The 2074-nt window shown below is 65.7% G+C and carries 3 protein-coding genes; all 3 read left to right on the top strand.

Going from position 1 to position 2074, the window contains the following annotated elements; genetic code table 11:
• On the top strand, positions 1-448 hold a 448-nt coding region (locus EOL86_14135), incomplete at its 5' end, for an HrpE/YscL family type III secretion apparatus protein (GenBank protein ID NCD26713.1).
• A 71-nt stretch (positions 449-519) separates the two neighbouring features.
• Positions 520-1059 carry a hypothetical protein gene (locus EOL86_14130; GenBank protein ID NCD26712.1) on the top strand — a complete coding sequence of 180 codons (540 nt, stop codon included), beginning with the start codon at positions 520-522 and terminating at the stop codon, positions 1057-1059.
• A 22-nt stretch (positions 1060-1081) separates the two neighbouring features.
• Positions 1082-2074: hypothetical protein (locus EOL86_14125; GenBank protein ID NCD26711.1), on the top strand; the 993-nt coding region annotated here is incomplete at its 3' end.

Below are 2074 nucleotides of genomic sequence, written 5' to 3'. Positions count from 1 at the left end.
CCAGCAAGGCTACGAGGACGGCAAGACCGAAGGCAAGCTTGAACATGCCGAAAAGATGATGGAAACGATCCTGTCCTCGGTGGAATTCATCGAGGGCATTGAATCGACCCTGGTCAATGTTGTCGGCCAGGCCATCCGCAAGATCATCGGCGACCTGGACGACAACGACCGCATCGTGCGCATCGTACGCACAGCCCTGACGAATGTGCGCAACCAGCAGCACGTCACCGTGCGAGTGGCCCCGGCCGACGCCGCTGCAGTGGAAACGGCGATGGCGGCCATGCTCCAAACCGCGCCCGGCCGGACCAGCTTCATGGATATTATTCCAGACGCGCGCCTCGAACGGGGGGCCTGCCTCCTTGAAAGCGAACTCGGCGTGGTCGACGCCAGCCTCGAAACCCAGCTCAAGGCCTTGGAAAACGCCCTTCTGGCGCGCATCAACGCCTGATCCGCGCGGCCGGAACACATCAAACCCGCGCCACGGCGATCACGCGCCGCGCGGCACAAAGGGGATGACCCATGACGGCACGTGAACGCATCAGGGCGTGGCTCGCCAACCTGGACAAGAATGAGCAACACCCCCGGACGCTTGATGCCGAAGGCTTCTGCACCATGTCCGTGGGCCAGCACACCGTCGTGACCCTGGCCGTGCCGGCCGAGGGCGACCAGTTTCTTGTCCACGCGCCGATGCTCTCCCTGCGCGGCGCCCAGCCGTCCTTGCTGGCGGATTTTTACGCCATGCTCCTGGGAGAACAAATGCCCGGCATTCTTCCTTTGGGCCTGTGCTACTGCGTGGACACGGAGGGAGGCGGCGTTTTCCTGCTCGGACGCCACGCCATCGAGGGCATGGATGCAATGGCCTTCGAACGGACCCTGACTTCCTTTGTCGAGACCGCCACGGCGGCCCGCCCCAGACTTCTGGACGCACTGCATCGGCTCGAGGCGAGGCACGCGGGCGCCACGGACGCCCCGCCCATGCAGGCCCAATCCCTGGCTTCGACGGACGTATCCGACGACGACTTGGTCCACATGGGCACAAACCTCTACCTGCGGGTCTGACCGGCCACGAGGAGCCAAAAGCATGAGCCTGCTGATCAACCAGCCCCTCCCCGGCGTCCAGCACGGACCGACACCGGGCGGCGTCGATTCGACACCAACGGCGGGCGTCACGGCCGATCCCATGCGCGCGGCCATCGCCACCCATTTCCGCCCCGGCGGGCAACAATCCGTCCACGCGTCCGAAACTCCGGCCCGTCAGAGCCCTCCAGGCCTGGCCAAAACAACCACGGATCTGGCCCTGGCGCCCCGGCTTGGAGCAGAGGGAAAACTTTTTGCGCGGGCCGAGAATCTGGTGGCCAACGTGTTGGACGGGGAAATTCCCATGCGGCAGGGCATGCGCGAACTTCAGGCCCTGCGCCACGAAGCCATCGCGGCCACCCCCGGGGACCAGAACACGAAAGCGGCCTTTAACGCCCTGTGTACAACCCTGGTTCTAAGCCCGCTCAAAAACGCCGGGCTGGCCCAAAACCCGGCCATGGCCCGCGCCCTGGAATTCACGCTCCACGCCCAGCTGGACCGGGTGCTTGAGGCCGACTCGCCCGAAATTCTGGATCAGGCCCGCACGGAAATCGAGGCCACTCGCCGACTTTTCCAGGAAAACGGCAGACTCGGCGCGGATCAGGCCCTGGCCATCGAAACGCTGCAAGAATGGATCGAAACCAAGGCCCTGGCCCTGACCGCCATTGACACCCTGGCCCCGCGTGTCGCCGCCCGGCAGACAGGTTCCGGCCACGAACCCCTGGCCACGGTCCTTGATGCCGCCACGACCCTGCGCGCGGATCTGGTTTCCAGCCGGGAATCATCCACCGTGCCCCTGCGCGACATGGCCCTGACCGTGCTCTCGCCCCGCGTGGACCAACAGATCGCCGCCCTGGAAGACCTGTCAACGGCGAGGTACGCGCCACTCGACGAAGAGGGGCAAAACCTGCTCCGGGAAACCCGGTCCGTGACCGTGGACAACCACGTCCAGGCGCCGCCAGCCGCGCACGTCGAGGCACACGACGCGGCCGTGACC

This window comes from Deltaproteobacteria bacterium, assembly GCA_009930495.1.
GTDB lineage: Bacteria > Desulfobacterota > Desulfovibrionia > Desulfovibrionales > Desulfomicrobiaceae > Desulfomicrobium.
Note: the sequence above shows the minus strand (reverse complement) of the source record. Positions and strands in the feature narration are given on the sequence as shown.